The organism is Janthinobacterium aquaticum (assembly GCF_009208565.1).
GTDB lineage: Bacteria > Pseudomonadota > Gammaproteobacteria > Burkholderiales > Burkholderiaceae_D > Janthinobacterium.
This window is the reverse complement of sequence record NZ_WFLK01000006.1, coordinates 35,757-55,751: the sequence shown is the minus strand read 5'-3', so window position 1 is coordinate 55,751 and position 19,995 is coordinate 35,757. Positions and strand designations below refer to the sequence as shown.

General features: G+C 61.6%; 15 protein-coding genes. 12 read left to right on the top strand and 3 right to left on the bottom strand.

The window, feature by feature from the left end; translation table 11 throughout:
• The first annotated feature begins 97 nt into the window (after positions 1-97).
• The 7 genes from GCM43_RS11435 (at position 98) to GCM43_RS11405 (ending at position 11,959) form a co-directional block, all read left to right on the top strand.
• Positions 98-1,087: a DUF2804 domain-containing protein gene (locus GCM43_RS11435; protein WP_152244318.1), complete on the top strand. Its 990-nt coding sequence runs from the start codon at positions 98-100 to the stop codon at positions 1,085-1,087.
• 96 nt (positions 1,088-1,183) lie between these two features.
• Positions 1,184-3,877: a bifunctional acetate--CoA ligase family protein/GNAT family N-acetyltransferase gene (locus GCM43_RS11430; protein WP_193315599.1), complete on the top strand. Its 2,694-nt coding sequence runs from the start codon at positions 1,184-1,186 to the stop codon at positions 3,875-3,877.
• Between the two features lie 303 nt (positions 3,878-4,180).
• Positions 4,181-4,783, top strand: coding sequence for a hypothetical protein (locus GCM43_RS11425; RefSeq protein ID WP_152244316.1), 603 nt, complete (start codon positions 4,181-4,183; stop codon positions 4,781-4,783).
• 139 nt (positions 4,784-4,922) lie between these two features.
• Positions 4,923-7,490, top strand: a complete 2,568-nt coding sequence (locus tag GCM43_RS11420) for a DUF349 domain-containing protein (RefSeq protein ID WP_152244314.1) — start codon at positions 4,923-4,925, stop codon at positions 7,488-7,490.
• Positions 7,487-7,963 carry a molybdopterin synthase catalytic subunit MoaE gene (gene moaE, locus GCM43_RS11415; protein ID WP_152244312.1) on the top strand — a complete coding sequence of 159 codons (477 nt, stop codon included), beginning with the start codon at positions 7,487-7,489 and terminating at the stop codon, positions 7,961-7,963. The genes GCM43_RS11420 and moaE overlap by 4 nt, the downstream gene beginning before the upstream one ends.
• 165 nt (positions 7,964-8,128) lie before the next feature.
• A complete protein-coding gene (gene clpB / locus GCM43_RS11410; protein WP_152244310.1) occupies positions 8,129-10,732 on the top strand; it encodes an ATP-dependent chaperone ClpB in 2,604 nt (867 codons plus the stop codon).
• Positions 10,733-10,843: 111 nt separating this feature from the next.
• A complete protein-coding gene (locus GCM43_RS11405; RefSeq protein ID WP_152244308.1) occupies positions 10,844-11,959 on the top strand; it encodes a polyamine ABC transporter substrate-binding protein in 1,116 nt (371 codons plus the stop codon).
• Positions 11,960-12,024: 65 nt separating this feature from the next.
• Here GCM43_RS11405 and GCM43_RS26395 read toward each other — a convergent pair whose 3' ends face one another.
• From GCM43_RS26395 to ppk1, 3 genes are all read right to left on the bottom strand, one after another.
• Positions 12,025-12,150 carry a hypothetical protein gene (locus GCM43_RS26395; protein WP_264372655.1) on the bottom strand — a complete coding sequence of 42 codons (126 nt, stop codon included), beginning with the start codon at positions 12,148-12,150 and terminating at the stop codon, positions 12,025-12,027.
• Between the two features lie 243 nt (positions 12,151-12,393).
• Positions 12,394-12,852, bottom strand: a complete 459-nt coding sequence (gene sixA / locus GCM43_RS11400; RefSeq protein ID WP_152244306.1) for a phosphohistidine phosphatase SixA — start codon at positions 12,850-12,852, stop codon at positions 12,394-12,396.
• A 31-nt stretch (positions 12,853-12,883) separates the two neighbouring features.
• Entirely contained in the window at positions 12,884-14,974 is a 2,091-nt protein-coding gene (gene ppk1, locus GCM43_RS11395; RefSeq protein WP_152244304.1) for a polyphosphate kinase 1, read from the bottom strand.
• Between the two features lie 287 nt (positions 14,975-15,261).
• On the opposite strand from ppk1, the gene pstS reads away from it, so the two are divergent.
• From pstS to phoU, 5 genes are all read left to right on the top strand, one after another.
• The gene (gene pstS, locus GCM43_RS11390; RefSeq protein WP_413770949.1) at positions 15,262-16,296 is read left to right on the top strand and encodes a phosphate ABC transporter substrate-binding protein PstS; all 1,035 of its coding nucleotides are present in this window, start codon (positions 15,262-15,264) and stop codon (positions 16,294-16,296) included.
• Between the two features lie 208 nt (positions 16,297-16,504).
• Positions 16,505-17,476 (top strand): phosphate ABC transporter permease subunit PstC, encoded by a 972-nt coding sequence (gene pstC, locus GCM43_RS11385; RefSeq protein WP_226929451.1) that lies wholly within the window; start codon positions 16,505-16,507, stop codon positions 17,474-17,476.
• Positions 17,473-18,369, top strand: coding sequence for a phosphate ABC transporter permease PstA (gene pstA, locus GCM43_RS11380; RefSeq protein ID WP_152244297.1), 897 nt, complete (start codon positions 17,473-17,475; stop codon positions 18,367-18,369). The genes pstC and pstA overlap by 4 nt, the downstream gene beginning before the upstream one ends.
• Before the next feature lie 67 nt (positions 18,370-18,436).
• Positions 18,437-19,231 carry a phosphate ABC transporter ATP-binding protein PstB gene (gene pstB / locus GCM43_RS11375; RefSeq protein WP_152244295.1) on the top strand — a complete coding sequence of 265 codons (795 nt, stop codon included), beginning with the start codon at positions 18,437-18,439 and terminating at the stop codon, positions 19,229-19,231.
• Between the two features lie 50 nt (positions 19,232-19,281).
• Positions 19,282-19,992: a phosphate signaling complex protein PhoU gene (gene phoU / locus GCM43_RS11370; RefSeq protein ID WP_152244293.1), complete on the top strand. Its 711-nt coding sequence runs from the start codon at positions 19,282-19,284 to the stop codon at positions 19,990-19,992.
• Positions 19,993-19,995 lie beyond the last annotated feature (3 nt).

Below are 19,995 nucleotides of genomic sequence, written 5' to 3'. Positions count from 1 at the left end.
ATCTTTAGCCGATGATGACTATCTTGATCATTGACATGTCCAAACGTTATCGTCGGCAGCGCACCATGGCAGCCACCGCCCACAAACGGTGCCGCGCATGACCTTGCCGACAGCGCCAGCAGCCGTTATCGATGCCAGCGGTGCGCCGCTGGCTGGCCGCTATGCCGGCCTGGTGCACGGGTTTGCCTGGGCGCGCTTGGCGCCACCGCATGCGCGCGGCCGGCTGTGGCGTCTGTTTCATCACAAGCGCTGGCATTATGTGGCGCTGGCCACGCCGGAGCTGTTTTGCGCGGTAGCCATCGTCGACCTGGGCTGGACCAGCACCGCCTTTGCCTACGCTTTTGACCGCAACAAGGGCAAGCTGGTGGCGGCGTTTTCGCAACACGGCTTGCCTGGACTGGGCGCGCGCGTGGCTGGCCATGCAGGCGGCGCCAGCGTCTTTCGCGGGCCTGGCAGCCGCATCGCCATCGAAGCGTTGCCGCAGCAGCGTTACCGTTTGCGGCTCGACTGCGGTCAGTTCGGCATCGACGCCGAATTCGGCGCGCCGGTGTCGCCGATCCTGCTGGCGGTCGGGCAGGCAGACGGCGGCAGCGTGCATGCCACGCAAAAGTCGGGCGGCTTGCCGTTGTGGGGCGCGGTGCGCTGCGGCGCACACGGCTACAGCCTCGATGGCGGCGTGGCCAGCTTTGACTATTCCAACGGCCTGCTGGCGCGCGAGACCGAATGGCGCTGGGCCTCGGCGCACAGCCTGGAGCTGGGGTTCAACCTGCAGGCCGGCTACTTTGGCGCACAGGAAAACGCGCTGTGGCTCGACGGCCAGCTGTACCCGCTCGGGCGCGCGCATTTCGACTTCAATCCCGACAATCCGCTGGCGCCGTGGCATATATGGACCGACGACGACCTGCTCGACCTGCACTTCCGGGTGGAAGGGGCGCGCCGCGAGGAGCGCAATCTGTGGCTGGCGGCCAGCCGCTATGTGCAGCCGATCGGCACCTTCAGCGGCTGGGTGCGCGCCAGCGTGCAGGCGCCCAAGCGCATCGTCACGCAATTGGCCGGCGTGACGGAAAGCCATTTTTCACGCTGGTGAAAGAGCGGTTTTTTTTGTAAAAATCGCCACGCCGTCAAGTTTTTTCAGGAGCGCATCCGATACACTGGCGCTGCACGTTTCCTCAAAAGGCAGAGCATGAGTATCCGCAATCTCGACAAATTGTTCAAGCCGGCCTCGGTGGCCCTGATCGGCGCTTCGGCGCGCGAACACAGCCTGGGCGCCATTGCCCTGCAAAATCTGTTGATGGGGAGCAGCCAGGGTGGCGCCGGCGGCTACCAGGGGCAGATCTGGCCGGTCAATCCCAAGTACGACGAGCTGCGCGGCGTGCGCTGCTACCACAAGCTGGCGCAACTGCCCAAGGCGCCCGACCTGGCGCTGATCTGCACCCCGCCGGCCAGCATTCCCGGCATTATCCAGGAGCTTGGCGCCATGGGCACGCGGGCGGTGGTGGTGATGACGGCCGGCATGGAGGCCGGCGGCGAATACGGCAAGCAGCGCCATCTGATGCTCAAAGCGGCCAGGCCGCATGTGCTGCGCATCCTGGGGCCCAACAGCATGGGCCTCCTGGTGCCGAAACTGGGCCTGAACGCCAGCTTTGCGCACCTGGGCGCGGCCAGCGGCAAGATCGCTTTTGTATCGCAGTCGGGTGCGCTGGCCTCGGGCGTGCTGGACTGGGCGCATGCGCATGGCGTGGGCTTTTCCAAGTTCGTTTCGCTGGGCGGCAGCGCCGATATCGATTTTGGCGACCTGCTTGACTACCTGGCCGGCGATATCGATACCGCCGCCATCCTGCTGTATATGGAAGACATCCAGGCGGCGCGCAAATTCATGTCGGCCGCGCGCGCCGCCGCCCGCAGCAAACCAGTGATTGTCTTGAAAGCCGGGCGCGAAGCCGAGGGTGCCGCCATGGCGGCCTGGCACACGGGCGCGCTGGCCGGCTCGGACGCCGTGTATGACGCAGCGATCCGGCGCGCCGGCATGCTGCGCGTGTATTCGGCCGAAGAGCTGTTCGATGCGGTCGAGACGCTGACCCATGTGCGGGCCCAGCGCGGCGAGCGCCTGGCGGTGCTGTGCAATGGCGGCGGTCTGGGCGTGATGGCCACCGATGCGCTGGTGGGCAGCGGCGGCAAGCTGGCCGAGCTGTCGCCCGATACCGTAATTGCGCTGGAAAAGGCGCTGCCACGCGGCTGGTCGCACGACAATCCGGTGGGGTTGAAGGGCGACGCGCCGGCGCAGCGCTATGTCGACGCCATCAAGCCGCTGCTCGATGAGCCGCAGGCCGACGCCTTGCTGCTGCTGCATGCGCCCACCGCCATGGTGTCGTCGACCGAGATTGCCGAGGCGGTGGCCCCGCTGGTGCGTTCGACCTCGCGCACGGTGCTGTCATGCCTGCTGGGTGGCTCGGCGGTGGCGCCGGCGCGCCAGGTGCTCAACCGCGCCGGCATCCCGACCTACGATACGCCGGAAAAGGCGGTACACGGCTTTATGCAGATCGTGCAGTACCGGCGCAACCAGGAAATGCTGATGCAGGTGCCGGCGCAGCTGCCCATGTCGAGCACGCCGCGCCGTGCGCGCGTGCGCGAGATCGTGGCGCTGGCGCTGGCGGCCGGCCAGACGGTGCTGGGCGAATGCCGCTCGAAGGAAATCCTGGCCGCCTACGGCATCCCGGTGGCCACCACGCGCATGGCGGCTGACGTCGAAGAGGCGCTGGCGGTGGCGGCGGACATCGGCTATCCGGTGGCGCTGAAAATCCACTCGCCCGATATCGCCCACAAGTCCGACGTGGGCGGCGTGGCGCTCGACCTGGACAGCCCCGATATCTTGCGCTCCGCCTGCGCGGCGATGGAGCGGCGCGTGCGGCGCATGCGGCCCGACGCCCTGATCGACGGCTTTACCGTGCAGCAGATGGCGCGCCGGCCGCAGTCGCATGAACTGATCGTCGGCGTGACCACCGATGCCGCCTTCGGTCCGGTGATCCTGGTGGGGCAGGGCGGTATTTCGGTCGAGGTGACGGCCGACCATGCGATCGGCCTGCCGCCGCTGAACATGGTGCTGGCGCGCGACATGCTCTCGCGCACGCGCGTGTCGAAATTGCTGGCCGGCTACCGCAGCCAGCCGCCAGCCAATGTCGACGCCATCTGCTATGCGCTGATCCAGGTGGCCGAGCTGGTGGCCGATATCGGCGAGCTGGCCGAACTCGATATCAATCCGCTGCTGGTCGACGCCAATGGCGTGATTGCGCTCGATGCGCGCATCCGCCTGCAGCCCGGGCAGGACGCCGACCGGCTGGCGATCCGCCCCTATCCGCAGGAGCTCGAAGAGCAGGTCACGTGGATGGACCAGTCCATCGTGCTGCGCCCGATCCGCCCCGAAGACGCGCCGCAGCACCTTGATCTGTTCAATGCGCTCGACCCGGACGACGTGCGCCTGCGCTTTTTTACTTCCATGCGCGAGCTGCCGATGTCGCAACTGGCGCGCCTGACGCAGATCGATTACGACCGCGCCATGGCCTTTATCGCCACCCGCATAGGCGACGATGGCGAACCGGAAACGCTGGGCGTAGTGCGCGCGGTGGCCGACCCGGACAATATCACCGCCGACTTTGCCATTGCCGTGCGCTCGAAACTCAAAGCCCAGGGCCTGGGCCATATTCTGTTTGAGAAACTGGTCGATTATTTCCGCAGCCGCGGTACCGAAGAACTGGTGGGCGAGGCGATGGCGCGCAACAAGGGCATGCAGCGGCTGGTCAAGAGTTTTGGCGGCAGCGTCACGCCGTCGGAAGAGCCGGGCGTGGTCGATTTGCATATCAGCTTGCGTCCGCATGCCTGAAAAGCCGCTCGATGCACATGCCGCCAAGTAGGTCGGATTAGCCTGGCGCAGCCAGGCGTAATCCGACAATCTCACCGCCGCCAACAATGTTGCCTGGCGCAGCCAGGCGTAATCCGACAATCCTACACCCGCCAACAATGTTGTCGGATTACGCCGTTCCGGCTAATCCGACCTACGGCCCTCTTAATTTAGCGGTATTACCGCCCGATGCGCGTTTGCGCGGGATCAAACCGGCGCACGCCGGCACTGCTTACACTCGTGTTTTTTACTTTGCGTGACCGGCGCAATCGAAGGAGTGAGTGCATGCTGACTGCAACGTATAGTTTGGTGTCCTTGTCGGTGGAGCAGGCCAGCGTGCGCGTCAGCCTGCTGTCGTTTCAGAAATACATGCAGCTGCAGCTGCGCCATCAGCAACAGCTGAGCCTGGTGCAGCTGCAGTTTGCCGGCGAATGGCTCAGCCATTTTTACCAGAACGGCTACTGGCGCAAGATCGATCAGTACCTGATTCCTGCCGTTCGCCAGGCGGCGCCGCAGGCTGACCGCTTGCTGGCCGAGCTGAACAGCTTGAACCTTGCCGCGCTCGACAGCGTGAACATGGTGCAACAGCGCGTGCTGACCAGCCTTGGCAGCGCCATGCAGCAACCGGCAGCCCTGAGCGCCGCCATCGACAGCTTTTGCGCCGCCCTGATGGCGCGCCTGGAAAAGGAAGAGCGCGAGCTGTTTGCACTGGCGCGCCAGGTAATCGCCGGCGACGCCTGGTTTGCGATTGCTCACCAGCTGCTGGCGCAGGATGCGCAGGCGCGCGAGAACCGCCGCGCAGGCGCCAAGGTGTTGCCCTTCGTTTTGCCGGCAGACGGTGCGCCGCTTGCTACGTTGATGCCGGCGCCGGCAAAACGCCAGGCCTGAGCTTGCACCGACGATATTGCCTTTAATGTATTTATTTATCTGTTTGTCGGCTTGCTTGATTGTTAATTTTAAAATTGCTCGATGATGCAATCTTGCCGGCTTTGTTATGATGTTGGTTTTGATCCACGCGAAACCCGTCATGTTCGATTTTCTTTTCAAGCGTTCTGCCAGCAAGTCTTCCGAACCGGCCCCTGTCGTGACGGAGCAGGCTGCCGCCACCGCGCAGAGCGCCACGCGCCGCGCCGAGCAGGTCGCGCGCGCCCACGCTGTCGCTGGCGATGAGCTGGCCGCCGTCGATTTCCTGATTGCCAGTGAGTTTGCCGAAGCCCGCCTGATCGCGGCCGAACATGTCCACAGCCTGGCGCTGCTGGAAAAAGTCCATCAGGCCATGCGCAATACGGATCGCCGCGTGGCCAAGCTGATGCAGGGACGCATCGACCTGTTGCGCCACCAGGCGGCCGAAGCGCAGCGCGCGGAAGCGGCCATTGCGACCGCGCAGCGCCTGCTGGGCGAGGACAATCTCAGCCCCAATCAGGTGGTGGAACTGGACCGTCAATGGCAGGTTATCAAGGTTACGCCGGAACTGGCCGACAGTTTTGCCGGCACCCGCGCCGCGCTCGGCGCGCGCCTCGAAGCGCAGGTTGCGCTGCAGCGCGCGGTCATCGATGCGGTCGCTGCTGCACGCGCCCTGGCCGCGGGCGGCCAGTCGGCGCAGCAACTGGCGCAGGCGCTCGAGCAACTTGATGCCGGGCATGCGAGTCACCTCGTTTCGCCGGAACGCGCGTCGCTGCCCAAACATCTGCTCGCTGACTTTGCTGCAGCGCGCAGCGTTGCGCAAACGGCGCTGGACGCCTTGCAGCAGCACCAGGCCGTTTTCGATGCGCGCCAGGGCGCACTGGCCGAATGGCAGGCGCAGGACGCCGCCACGCTTGACGTTGCCGCGCTCAGGCGCGCCTGGCAGGCCCTGCCGCGCTTGCCTGAATCGACGCTGTCGGACAGCCTGCAGCAGCAGTTTGCTGCGCTGCTGGCGACCGCGCCGGCGCCGGTCGTGGCTGAAGCTGTGCCAGTGCCGGTGGAGGCAGCGCCGCGCAAGCCGCGTCCGGCAGCCGAGCCGGTCTCGAAAGCGGACAGCGAACAGTTTTTCAAGGCGCTCGACGGCATGGAAGCGGCCTTGCAGGAAGGGCTGCTGCATCTCGCGTCCGAGCATGACAAGACGCTGCGCGACAGCAAGCACGGCCGCCTGACGCCAGCGCAAGCCGACCGCCTGGCCCATGTGCGCGCCGAATTCAAGCGCCTGGCGGACTGGGCGCGCTGGGGCGGCAATGTCTCGCGCGAAGAGCTGGTCAAGGCCGCCGAAGAGTTGCCGGCGCAGCAGTTGCCGATGAGCGAATTGGCGCGCAAGGTGGGCAGCCTGCGCGAGCGCTGGAAGTCGCTCGACACCCTGTCCGGTTCGGCGCCAAAATCGCTGTGGGAACGCTTCGACGCCGCCTGCAGCACCGCCTATGCGCCGGCCGCCCAGCATTTCAAACAGCTGGCCGAAGAGCGCCAGGGCAATGCCGGCAAGGCACAGGAACTGATTGACGAGGCCGCTACGCTGGCGGCGCAGGACAGTACCGACTGGAAGCAGGTGGCCTCGCATGCGCAGCGCCTGCGCCAGGCCTGGATGCGCCTGGGCACCATAGACCGCAAGGAAAAGAAACGCCTCGACAGCCAATTCAACGCCGCGCTCGACGCCTTGTCCAAGCCGCTGGAAACCCAGCGCCAAATCGAGACGGCGCGTCGCGAGCAATTGATCGTCGAAGTGGGCCTGTTGAAGCCGACCGAGCGCAATACGGTCGACATGCTGCGCGCGCTGCAGGACAAATGGCAGGAACTGGCCAAGGCGCTGCCGCTGGAACGGCGCGCAGAACAGGCGTTGTGGCAGCGTTTCCGCGCCGCCTGCGATGATATCTTTGCCAAGCGCAAGGAAACCGCGCATGCGGCCGACCATGAGCGGCGCGAGCACCTGCATGCGCGCGAGGCGCTGTGCAGTGCGCTGGAAACGGCGGTCATTGCCGACGGCGATGACAAGGCGCGTATTGCCGCCATTAACCAGTTGCTGCGTGACACGCGCGCCGCCTGGAACGCCAGCGGCCCGGTGCCGCGCGCCAGCGAAGCGAAGATCGAGCAGCGCTACCAGGCTGCCGTGGCTGGCCTGCAGGCGCAGGCCGAAGCGATTGCAAAGCAGGCTGGCGCAGCCCAGGCTAATGCCTTGCGCGACAAGCTGCGCCTGGCGCAGGCGCTCGAAGCGGCGCTGGCTGGCGATGCGCAAGAAATCGATGTACAGGACTGGACGGCACGCTGGGCTGCTTTGCCGCCGCTGGAAGCGCAGTTCGAGCGCCAGCTGCAGCAGCGCTTTGCTGCAGCGAAACAGGCTGCCGGCGATGGCCGCACAGCCTATGTCGCTAAGCTGCAGGGCAATGTGGCAAAACTGCTGGAAGAAGTGTTGCGCCTGGAAATTATGGCCGGCATCGACAGCGGCGCCGAATTTGCCCGCGAGCGCTTGAAAATGCAGGTCGAAGTGCTGCAGTCGTCGTTGAAATCGGGCCAGAAGCCGCTGTCGCAGCTGGACCAGCTGATCGCCCTGTGCGCGATTGCCGCGCTGACCGATACGCGCACGGCCAGCCGTATCGACGCCTTGCTGCGCCGCATCGGTGGTGCGGCATGAATCCGGCAGCCAGCGTACGTATCCAGCACGGCGATTTTGATCTCTCGACCGAACTGGCGGCGCTGCGCGCGCACGACCCCAAGGTCGGCGCGGTGGTCGGTTTTGTCGGCACGGTGCGCGACATGAACGAGGGGCTCGACGTGGCGGCCATGGAGCTTGAGCATTATCCGGGCATGACGGAAAAATCCATCGAGGCCATTGTTGATCAGGCGAAACAGCGCTGGCCGCTGGCCGGCGCACTGGTGATCCACCGCGTGGGGCCGTTGCTGCCGCAGGAGCAGATCGTGCTGGTCGCGGTGTCGTCTGGCCACCGTGGCGAGGCCTTTGCCGCCTGCGAATTCATTATCGACTACCTCAAGACCGAAGCGCCGTTCTGGAAGAAGGAAAGCACGCCGCAAGGCGCGCGCTGGGTCGATGCGCGCGTAACCGACGAAGCTGCACTCGACAAGTGGAAAACCCCGGCACGGCCGTAGGTCGGATTAGGCCCTTCGGGCCGTAATCCGACAACATGGTTAGCGCCTGCGAGTGATCGGATAGCGCAGCAGCTCTGCGGCAGCATTTCCTCACATTATGTATGCTTGAAAAGTACCGGCTCACCCCAATTTGGTTCTCAACTAATTAATCCGGGAGCACTTTTCATGCGACAAGATAAACTCACTACCAAGCTGCAAGAAGCCCTGGCCGACGCGCAAAGTCTGGCCGTCGGCAACGACAATCCCTATATCGAACCGGTGCATCTGCTGACGGCTCTGTTGAACCAGGACGACGGCGGCGCCCGTTCGCTGCTGCAACGCGCTGGCGTCAATGTCGGCGGCCTGTCCAAGGCCCTGACGGCCTCGCTCGAACGCCTGCCCAAAGTATCGGGCACCGGCGGCGATGTGCAGATCAGCCGTGAATTTGCCGGCCTGCTGAATCTCGCTGACAAGGAAGCGCAAAAGGCCGGCGACCAGTTCATTTCCAGTGAAATGGTGTTGCTGGCAATGACCGAAGACAAATCCGATGCAGGCCAGCTGGCGCGTGAAAATGGCTTGTCGCGCAAATCGCTGAGCTCGGCCATCGAGGCCGTGCGCGGCGGCAACAAGGTCGATTCTCAAGAGGCCGAAGGCCAGCGCGAGGCGCTGAAGAAATACACGCTGGACCTGACCGAGCGCGCCCGCAAGGGCAAGCTCGACCCGGTGATCGGCCGCGACGATGAAATCCGCCGCGCCATCCAGATTTTGCAGCGCCGCAGCAAGAACAATCCGGTGCTGATCGGCGAACCTGGCGTGGGCAAGACCGCGATTGTCGAAGGACTGGCGCAGCGCATCGTCAATGGCGAGGTGCCCGAGTCGCTCAAGGGTAAGCGCGTACTGTCGCTCGATATGGCCGCCTTGCTGGCCGGCGCCAAGTTCCGCGGCGAATTCGAGGAGCGCTTGAAGTCGGTACTGAAAGAACTGGCCATGGATGAAGGCCAGACCATCGTCTTTATCGACGAGATGCACACCATGGTCGGTGCCGGTAAGGCCGAAGGCGCGATGGACGCTGGCAATATGCTGAAACCTGCACTGGCACGCGGCGAGCTCCACTGCGTGGGCGCCACCACGCTCGACGAGTACCGCAAATATATCGAAAAAGACGCCGCGCTCGAACGCCGCTTCCAGAAAGTGCTGGTGGACGAGCCGACCGTGGAAGCCACGATTGCCATCCTGCGCGGCCTGCAGGACAAATACGCGCTGCATCACAAGGTGGAAATTACCGACGCGGCCATTATTGCAGCCGCTGAATTGTCGCACCGCTATATTACCGACCGCTTCCTGCCCGACAAGGCGATTGACCTGATCGACGAAGCGGCCGCCAAGATCAAGATCGAGATCGATTCCAAGCCGGAGGTGATGGACCGCCTCGAGCGGCGCCTGATCCAGCTGAAAATCGAGAAGGAAGCCGTCAAGAAGGAAAAAGACGAAGCGTCGCTGCGTCGCCTTAGCCTGATCGACGAGGAAATCGTCAAGCTGCAGCGTGAATACAATGATTACGAAGAAATCCTGAAGGCGGAAAAAGCCGTGGTGCAGGGCAGCACCCACATCAAGGAAGAAATCGAGCAGATCAAACTGCAGATGGAGCAGGCTACGCGCGAGAGCAACTGGCAGCGCGTGTCCGAACTGCAGTACGGCAAGCTGCCCGAACTCGAAGCGCAACTGAAGCATGCCGACAGCAGCGTGCCCAAGCTGAACCCGGACGCGCCCAAGTTGCTGCGCACCGAAGTGGGCGCCGAAGAGATTGCCGAGGTGGTCTCGCGCGCCACCGGTATTCCCGTCTCGCGCATGATGCAAGGCGAGCGCGACAAGCTGCTGCATATCGAAGAAAAACTGCACGAGCGCGTGGTGGGCCAGGATGAAGCGATCACGGCCGTGTCGGACGCGATCCGCCGTTCGCGCGCCGGCCTGTCCGACCCGAACCGTCCGTACGGCTCGTTCATGTTCCTGGGGCCAACGGGGGTCGGCAAGACCGAACTGAGCAAGGCGCTGGCCGGCTTCCTGTTCGACACGGAAGAATCGATGATCCGCATCGACATGAGCGAATTCATGGAGAAGCATTCGGTGGCCCGCCTGATCGGCGCGCCGCCCGGCTATGTGGGCTACGACGAAGGCGGCTATCTGACCGAGGCGGTACGCCGCAAGCCGTACAGCGTGATCCTGCTCGACGAGGTGGAAAAAGCCCACCCTGATGTGTTCAATGTGCTGCTGCAGGTGCTCGATGATGGCCGCATGACCGATGGGCAGGGGCGTACGGTGGACTTCAAGAATACCGTCATCATCATGACCTCGAACCTGGGTTCGCATAAAATCCAGGCGATGGAAAGCGATGATCCGGGCGTGGTCAAGCTGGCCGTGATGGCCGAGGTGCGCGGGCATTTCCGCCCCGAGTTCATTAACCGTATCGACGAGATCGTGGTGTTCCATGGCCTTGACGAGAAGAACATCGGCGCGATTGCCAAGATCCAGCTCAAAATCCTGGAACAGCGCCTCGCTGCGATGGACATGCAGCTGTCGCTGACCGACGCCGCGCTGCAGAAGATCGCCGAAGCAGGCTACGATCCGGTGTTCGGTGCGCGGCCTTTGAAGCGTGCAATCCAGCAGCAGATTGAAAATCCGCTGTCCAAGCTTATCCTCCAGGGCAAGTTTGGACCGAAGGATGAGATTCGTGTCGACGCGAACAATGGCGGGCTGGTGTTTTCGGAGGCAGTGCAACTCGACAAGGCCTGATCCCGCGTAGATCGGGGCTGGGTCAGTGAATAAGGGCGCAATCAGCTAGACCTGATTGCGCCCTGTTTGTTATGATCGGCACTATTTTCTGATGACTCTGGAGGTTGGGATATGGCAAGCAAATGGCAGGCAGGACGACGCATCGTACTTGGAATGAGTTTGGCGGCGGCCGTGCTGGCGCTGCCCGCGCATGCGCAGGAGGAAAAAGTCCTCAATATCTACAACTGGTCCGATTACATCGGCGACGAGACGATCAAGAATTTTGAGAAGGAAACCGGCATCAAGGTGCGCTACGACGTTTTCGACAATAACGAAATCCTCAATGCGAAACTGGTGGCCGGCAAGTCGGGCTATGACATCGTGGTGCCGACCGCCCAGTGGGCGCGGCTGCAGATCGACGCGGGCCTGCTGCGCAAGCTCGACAAGAGCAAGCTCAACAACCTCGGCAACCTTGACGCCAACCTGCAGTCCAAGCTGGCCAAGATCGATCCGAACAATGACTACCTGGTTGACTGGCTGTGGGGTTATACCACCGTCGGCATCAACGTCAACAAGGTCAAGGCGGCGCTCGGTACCATGCCGATGCCGGACAATGCCTGGGAACTGATTTTCGATCCAAAGTATGTATCGAAACTGAAATCGTGCGGCGTCTCGTTCCTCGACTCGCCGTCCGAAGTGCTGCCGGCGGCATTGCAATATCTGAACAAGCCGGCGTATTCCAAATCGGCCGCCGACTACCAGGAAGCGGGCAAGGTGCTGCAAGCGATTCGCCCGAGCGTGACGCTGTTCAGCTCGTCAGGGTATATCAACGACATGGCCAACGGCTCGATCTGCGTGGCGCTGGGCTGGTCGGGCGACATCAATATTGCGCGCCAGCGCGCGCTTGACGCCAAGAACGGCAATGTGATCCAGGTGCTGGTGCCGAAATCGGCCGCGCTGATGTTCGACACCATGGCCATTCCGGCCGACGCGCCGCATCCGAACAATGCGCACCTGTTCATCAACTATATTCTGCGTCCGCAAGTGCATGCCAGCCTGACCAACAAGGTGTTCTACGCCAACCCGAACACGCCCAGCCTGAAATATGTACGCAAGGATATTGCCGAGAACAAGGCGATCTTCCTGTCGGATGCCGACAAGCAACGCATGGCCGCACCGGAAGCGATCACGCCCGATATCCGTCGCCTGATGACGCGGATTTATACCAAGTTCAAGACGGGACTGTAAAAACGTCAATGGCGCGAGAGGCGGGTACGTCACCCGTCGCTGGCGCCATCAGTGACGACAGAGCGCTATTCGTGGTAGCGGTCCACCAGTTTGTGGCTGCTGCCACGCATTTCCTGCACCAGTTCAAAGGCAATAAAGCCGATGATGGCGGCAAAGATGGCCATAAAGAGCAAGACAAGCAAGGTTGACATGATCCTTCAGCCGCCGTTGGACGGCTGTCCGCTAGGTTACCGGGATACCAGGGTTGTTGCCATTTCACTCTAGCAGATCGCTTGCGGTTTTCAATGCCGATAAGCCCTACCACGTCTGATACAGGGAGGTAGGTCGGAGTAGGTCGGATTAGCGGGGCAAAGCCCCGCGTAATCCGACAACATTGTTGGCGTCAGCGGTGTTGTCGGATTACGGCCTGCGGCCTAATCCGACCTACGGTAACATCATTTCACCACCAGATCATGCGCCATCACCGCCTTCAGGTAGACGCTCAGCGCGTCGCCCGGTTCGCGCTGGGAAAACCACCAGGCGCTGGCCTTGCGCATTTCCCAGTCCTGCACTTCACCGGTCAGCAGCAGCGCGGCGGCCTGGCCCAGCGTAGGCTGGTGGCCGACTATCAGCACGGTTTCCTTGTTGCCGGGCCAGTTCGCTGCTGTCAGGATGTCCTGCGCTTCGGCGCCGGGTGCCAGTTCCGGCATCAGTTTGAACTTGCGCCCCAGCGCCTCGGCCGTTTGCAAGGTGCGCACGGCCGGGCTGACGAGGATGCGGCAATTGTCGGACAGCTGCGCATTGAGCCACTCGCCCATGCGCCGCGCCTGTTTCTGGCCCTTGGCGGTCAGGGCGCGTTCGAGGTCCGGCGTACCGGCTTCCGCTTCGGCATGACGCCACAAGATAAGATCCATTGCTGCTCCTTTGTGTCGAACGCTGGTTCGCTTATTCGCTGACCTCCGGCGCCGGCGTACCCAGCGTCTGCATCAGGTATTGCTGGGCGCTGAACAGGGCCTGCTTGGCGCGTGGCTTGCGGCGCGCGTAATTGCCGCTCGGCTCAAGCTCCCACGCATTAGTATTATCCTTCAAATACGGGTTGAGGCCTTCGGCAATCACGCGTCGCTTGAGAGCACGATCAAAGATCGGGAAGGCTACTTCGACGCGCCTGAACAGGTTGCGGCTCATCCAGTCGGCGCTGGCCAGGTAGACATCGTGCGCCAGGTCGTTGCGGAAATAATAAATGCGGCTGTGTTCGAGGAAGCGCCCGATCACCGAACGCACCTTGATGTTTTCCGACAGGCCGGGCACGCCCGGTTTCAGGGTGCAGGCGCCGCGCACGATCAGGTCGATCTTCACGCCGTCGCACGAGGCCGCATACAGCGCGCGGATGACCGATTCATCGACCAGCGCATTGACCTTGACGATAATGCGGCCGCGACGCCCGGCGCGGGCGATCTTGGCTTCGTTGCGGATCGCCTTGATGATCTCGCTTTGCAGGCCGAACGGCGCCAGCCACAGGTGGTTCAGGTTATGCGGCTTGGTCAGGCTGGTCAGATGGATGAATACTTCGTTGACTTCCACCGCCAGGTCCTGGTTGGCCGTCAGCAGGCCGAAGTCGGTATACAGCTTGGTGGTGGTCGGATGGTAGTTGCCGGTGCCCAGATGGGCGTAGAAGCGCAGCGCGCCTTCTTCGCGGCGTATCACCAGCGCCACCTTGGCGTGGGTTTTCAGGCCCACTACACCGTAGACCACCTGTGCGCCGGCCTGTTCGAGCTTGTCGGCCCAGTTGATATTGGCTTCTTCATCGAAGCGCGCCATCAGTTCGACGATCACGGTCACTTCCTTGCCCTGGCGGGCGGCGGCAATCAAGGACTCCATCAGGTCCGAATTCATGCCGGTGCGGTAGATCGTCTGCTTGATCGCCACCACGCTCGGGTCGTAGGCGGCGGCGCGGATAAAATCGATCACCGTCTGGAATGACTGAAAAGGATGGTGCAGCAGCACGTCGTGCTTCTTGAGCGCGGTGAAAATATCGGTGCCGACCGCCTTGTTGGCCTGGCCCGGCACGAACGGGGCAAAGCGCAGCGCCGGCTGCTTCACATGGTCGATCATTTCCGACAGGCGCACCAGGTTGACCGGGCCGTTGACACGGTACAGACGGCTCTGGTCGAGGCTGAACTGGTCGAGCAGGAACTGCGACAGTTCTGGCGGGCAGTTGCGCGCCACTTCCAGGCGTACCGAGGTGCCGAACTGGCGGCCGGCCAGCTCGCCCTTGAGCGCCTGGCGCAGGTTTTTCACTTCGTCCTCGTCGACCCACAGATCGCTGTCGCGGGTTACGCGGAACTGTGAGTAGGCAATCACTTCGCGCCCGGCAAACAGGTCCGAGATATGCGCGTGGATGACCGAGGACAGCAGGCAGAACGACACGCCGTCGGAAATCTCGTCAGGCAGCTTGATCACGCGCGGCAAGACGCGCGGCGCCTTGACGATGGCAATTGCGGTGCCGCGGCCAAACGCATCCTTGCCGTTGAGCGAGACGATGAAATTGAGGCTCTTGTTGACCACCTGCGGGAACGGGTGGGCCGGGTCGAGGCCGATCGGGGTGAGCAGCGGGCGCACTTCGCGCTCGAAATACTCCTTGACCCAGGCGCGCTGCGCATCATTGCGGTCATGGTCGCGCAGCAGATGCACGCCGGCGTCGCGCAGGGCGGGCAGGACGTCATTATTGAGTATCTCGTACTGGCGCTCGACCAGCGCATGGCATTCCTTGCCGACGCGCTCCAGATGCGCGATCAGCGCAGGGTGGCCGGCCATCGAGCCGCCGGCGCTGCCGGCCGCCAGCAGGCTGGCTACGCGCACTTCAAAGAACTCATCCATATTACTGCTGACGATGCACAGGTAGCGCAAGCGCTCAAGCAACGGTATGCCCGGGTCTTCGGCTTGCGCCATCACGCGGCGGTTAAACATCAGTTGCGACAGCTCGCGGTCGAGCAGGGTGGCCGATTTCGTCACTTCCATATGCAGTTCAGGTTTCATATTCTTTTGTCTTTGCAGATAGTTAATTCTAGACGTATTTCCATCAATGTGACGCGCTGTGAGTGTAATGATGAAATATGACACAAGCATGACAAAGGCTGTCATAAATGGCCTGGCGGCTTGTCATTTTTGGTTACTCAAAATAGCGATTCCCGGGGCGTAGGGGATTATTTCAAGATTTTCCGGTCATGTCATAAAGCTGTCACATTCGCTTGCTAGACTGCGCAGCATTCAACCGGGGCTTACTGCCCTAACAACCCTGAGGACTTGATATGCAAATGAAGCAAATGTTCAAATTTATCGTCGTGGGTGCTTCGGCAGCGATGGCATTTTCTTCCGCTTCCGTCATGGCGGCAGATATGACAGGTGCTGGCGCAACGTTCCCGTACCCGATCTATGCCAAATGGGCTGAAACTTACAAAGCCAACACCGGCAACGGCCTGAACTATCAGTCCGTCGGTTCGGGCGCAGGGATCAAGCAAATCAAGGCCAAGACCGTCGAATTCGGCGCCTCCGACATGCCGTTGAAAGCAGAAGAGCTGGACGAAGCCGGCCTGATGCAGTTCCCGGCCATCATGGGCGGCGTGGTCACCATCGTCAACCTCGACGGCGTGACCCCAGGCCAGCTGAAAATGACCGGTAAAGTCGTTGCCGACATCTATCTGGGCAAGATCACCAAATGGAGCGCGCCGGAAATCGCCGCACTGAACACCGGCGTGAAACTGCCAGACACCGAAATCACCGTGGTTCACCGCGCTGACGGTTCGGGCACCTCGTTCCTGTTCACCGACTTCCTGTCGAAAACCAATCCGGAATTCAAATCGAAGATCGGCGCCGGTTCGGCTGTGAAATGGGTGGTTGGCGTGGGCGGTAAAGGTAACGAAGGCGTGGCAGCAAACGTCCAGCGTATCAAGGGTTCGATCGGCTACGTCGAGTGGGCTTACGCCAAGAAAAACAAAATGTCGCACACCCAGCTGCAAAACAAGGACGGCAACTTCCTGCAGCCTGACGACGACAACTTCAAGGCCGCAGCAGCTTCGGCTCCTTGGGCACAAACCCCAGGCTTCGGCGTGGTGCTGACCGACCAGGCTGGCAAAAACAGCTGGCCGATCACCGGTGTGTCGTTCATTCTGATGCACAAAGTACAACCTGATGCAGCCAAAGCCAAGGAAGTACTGAAATTTTTCGACTGGGCTTACAAAAACGGCGGCCCAGCTGCTGTTGAACTGGACTACGTTCCAATGCCAGCGTCGGTCGTGAAACTGGTGCAGGACTCGTGGAAAGCCAACCTGAAAGATTCGTCGGGTAAAGCCATCTACTAATCCCTGTGATGCGTTTGTAAAGAACGATTTCCTTGTCCCGCAGCAGGTCGCGGGGCAGGGAGTTAGCCAGGACCGCCCGCAACCATGCTGGCGCTCCTGGCTAAGCGAACAAGAAAAACAGCCCTGATTGCCCATTCAGTACTACAACAAACGGCCCATTATGAGCGCACAATCCACTTCCTCCACGATCCCCATGTCAGGCGGCAGCATGACCGATTCCATTAGTCACACAGCAATGATGTCGGTGATGCGCAAGCAGCGCATCCAGGACTTCCTGTTCCACAAGGTAACGATGTTGTTTGCCATGTCGGTACTGGTGGTGCTGGTTGGCATCATCATTTCTCTGATTCACGAGTCCATCCCTGCCTTCCGCACCTTTGGCTTGCATTTCATTGTGTCGGCCGAATGGGATCCGGTCAACGACCAGTATGGCGCGCTGATTCCGATTATCGGCACCCTGGTGACCTCGGTGATTGCGCTGTTGATCGCTTTTCCGGTCAGCTTCGGCATCGCCCTGTTTCTGACTGAAATCTGCCCGGCCTGGCTGCGCCGCCCGCTGGGTACCGCCGTTGAGCTGCTGGCCGGCGTGCCCAGTATCATTTACGGTATCTGGGGCCTGTTCGTGTTTGCACCGCTGTTTGCCGACTATGTGCAGCCGGTGCTGAAAGCCACGCTGGGCAATGTGCCACTGATCGGCCCGCTGTTCAGCGGCCCGATGATGGGCATCGGCCTGCTGACGGCCGGCCTGGTGCTGGCCATCATGATCATCCCGTTTATCGCATCAGTGATGCGCGATGTGTTTGAGATCGTGCCGGCCGTGCTGAAAGAGTCGGCGTATGGCCTGGGCTGCACTCGCTGGGAAGTGGTGCGCAAGATCGTGCTGCCTTACACCAAGACCGGCGTCGTGGGCGGCGTGATGCTGGGTCTGGGCCGCGCGCTGGGCGAGACCATGGCCGTCACGTTCGTGATCGGTAACGCCAACAAGCTGTCGTGGTCGCTGTTTGCTGCCGGTAACAGCATCACCTCGCTGCTGGCCAATGAATTCGGCGAAGCCCAGTCGGCGCTGCATGTGTCGTCGCTGTTCTCGCTGGCGCTGATTCTGTTCGTGATTACCTTTATCGTCTTATCCGCCGCCAAGCTGATGCTGGCTGGCATGTCCCGCAAGGAAGGCACCAAATGAGCCAAGCAAGTCAAACCAGCCCGGTCGATGTGATGGCCAATGCGGCGCAGAACCCTGTCTACCGCAAGCGTCTGCTGACGCACCGTATCGGCATCGCCCTGTCGGTGGCCGCCATGGCGCTCGGTCTGACGGTACTGGTATGGATCCTGATCACGCTGATCGTCAAGGGCTTCGGCGCACTGTCGATCGACTTGTTCACCAATACCACGCCGGCCCCCGGCAGCGAAGGTGGCGGCCTGATCAATGCGATTGTCGGCAGCGGCCTGATGGTTGGCCTGGCCACGCTGGTCAGCACCCCGATCGGCATTCTGGCCGGCATCTACCTGGCCGAATACGGCGAAGAAAACAAGCTGGCGCAGCTGACGCGCTTCGTGACCGACATCATGCTGTCGGCCCCGTCGATCGTGATTGGCCTGTTCGTGTACGCGCTGTATGTGGCGCAGGTCAAGCATTTCTCGGGCTATGCCGGTTCGATCGCGCTGTCGCTGATCGCCGTGCCGGTGGTGGTGCGCACTACCGACAATATGCTGCGCCTGGTACCGAACAGCCTGCTCGAAGCGGCCTTTGCCCTCGGTGCGCCGCGCTGGAAGGTGGCCACCCTGGTGCGCCTGCGCGCCGTCAAGGCAGGCGTAATCACCGGCGTGCTGCTGGCCCTGGCCCGTATTGCCGGCGAAACCGCACCGCTGCTGTTTACTGCGCTCAACAACCAGTTCCAGAGCTTCAACATGAATGCGCCGATGGCCAACCTGCCGTCCGTGATTGCCTCGTTTGCGATGAGCCCGTATGACAACTGGCGCTCGCTGGCCTGGGGCGGCGCGCTGCTGATCACCTTCAGCGTGCTGGCTCTGAATATTTTGTCGCGTACCGTGTTCAGCCAAAAAGCACCACATTAAGTCGCATCAGTCGACCGTATCAGTAAAAATAATTGTTATCAGCTCACTACCATAGCGAAGCGAAACCATGAATACCCAAATGAATCCTGCTGCAGACCTGGCTCCAAAGAAAAAAACCATCGAGATCTCGGGTCTGAACTTTTTCTACGGCAAGACGCAAAGCCTGCATAACGTCAATCTCGATATTCACGAAAAGAAGGTCACGGCCTTTATAGGCCCGTCGGGCTGCGGCAAGTCGACCCTGCTGCGCACGCTTAACCGCATGTACGACCTGTATCCGGGCCAGCGCGCCGAAGGCTCGATCATGTACCGTGGCCGCAATGTGCTCGACGCCGACCAGGACGTCAATATGCTGCGTGCCAAGGTCGGCATGGTGTTCCAGAAGCCGACGCCGTTCCCGATGTCGGTGTACGACAATATTGCTTTCGGCGTGCGTCTGTATGAAGACCTGTCGAAAGGCGAGATGGACGAGCGCGTCGAGTGGGCCCTGAAAAAGGCTGCGCTGTGGGGCGAAGTGAAGGACAAGCTGACCAAGAGCGGCCTGTCGCTGTCGGGCGGCCAGCAGCAGCGCCTGTGCATCGCGCGCGGCGTGGCGGTGAAACCGGACGTGCTGCTGCTCGACGAGCCGACCTCGGCGCTGGACCCGATCTCGACCTCGAAAGTGGAAGAACTGATCAGCGAACTGAAACAGGACTACACGATCGCCATCGTCACGCACAATATGCAACAGGCAGCGCGCTGCTCCGACTACACCGCCTATATGTATCTGGGCGAACTGGTGGAATTTGGCGAAACGGACCAGATTTTCATGAATCCTGCCCGCAAGGAAACCCAGGATTACATTACCGGCCGCTTCGGCTGACCGGCGCCCGGCGCCACCACGACACCAGACAACAGATACGGAGAGACAGCATGCTAGGCGAACATTCATCCAAACAATACGACAACGAACTCGAAGCCATCCGCTCGAAAGTGCTGCTGATGGGCGGCATCGTTGAAACCCAGTTCCTCGATGCGATGACCTGCTTTCGCATTGGCAACCCGGAGCGCGCCGACCGCGTGATGCGCGAAGACGACACCGTCAACCAGCTCGAAGTGTCGCTCGACGACGCCTGCAGCCACCTGATCGTGCGCCGCCAGCCGACCGCCAACGACCTGCGCACCATTATGGCCACCATCAAGGTAATTACCGACCTCGAGCGCGTGGGCGACGAAGCAACCAAGATTGCGCGCGTGGCGAAAAACCTGCACAAACGCGGCAATCCGGTGGTCAACCACTACGAAATGGTGCGCGGCGTGGCCAACACCGCCACCGACATGCTGCACGATGCACTGGACGCGTTTGCCCGCAACGATGAAAAGCTGGCCTTGCAATTAATTGCCCAGGACGCCATCATTGACCATGAGTTCCGTTCCATCATGCGCAACCTGATTACCTTCATGATGGAAGATCCGCGTACAATCTCGGCCGCGCTCGATACGTTGTGGGTGGCCAAGGCCATCGAACGCATCGGCGACCATGCGAAAAATATTGCCGAATACGTGATCTACGTGGTGGAAGGCAAAGATATTCGTCACACCAAAACTGCGACTCCGGCTATTTCCGAGGAGCTCCCTGAGTAAGCT